At 73.0% G+C, this 259-nt stretch carries 1 protein-coding gene; it reads left to right on the top strand.

Features of this window, described 5'->3' with window-relative positions; genetic code table 11:
• Position 1: 1 nt before the first annotated feature.
• Positions 2 to 259 (top strand): PLP-dependent transferase (locus R0J92_RS24280; protein ID WP_411053565.1); only part of this gene is annotated, 258 nt, incomplete at its 3' end.

The raw sequence follows: 259 nt of genomic DNA, 5'->3' as shown, positions 1-259 counted from the left end.
GATCGAGACGCTGGGCCTGCGGATGGCGCGGCACATGGAGACCACCCACAAGGTGCTGGCCTTCCTGCAGGAGCACCCGCAGGTCGCCTGGGTGCAGCACCCGGACCTGGAGGACCACCCCGACCACGCGCTGGCGCAGCGGCAGCTGCCGAAGGGCGCCGGCTCGATCGTCGCCTTCGGGGTGAAAGGCGGCGAGGCGACCGGCGACGCGCGGACCGCGGGGCAGGCCTTCATCGAGAACTGCCGCCTGGCCTCCCAC

This window comes from Tritonibacter sp. SIMBA_163, from assembly GCF_046535935.1.
GTDB lineage: Bacteria > Pseudomonadota > Alphaproteobacteria > Rhodobacterales > Rhodobacteraceae > Epibacterium > Epibacterium scottomollicae.
The sequence above is the reverse complement of the archived record's forward strand: the minus strand, read 5'-3'. Positions and strand labels throughout refer to the sequence as shown.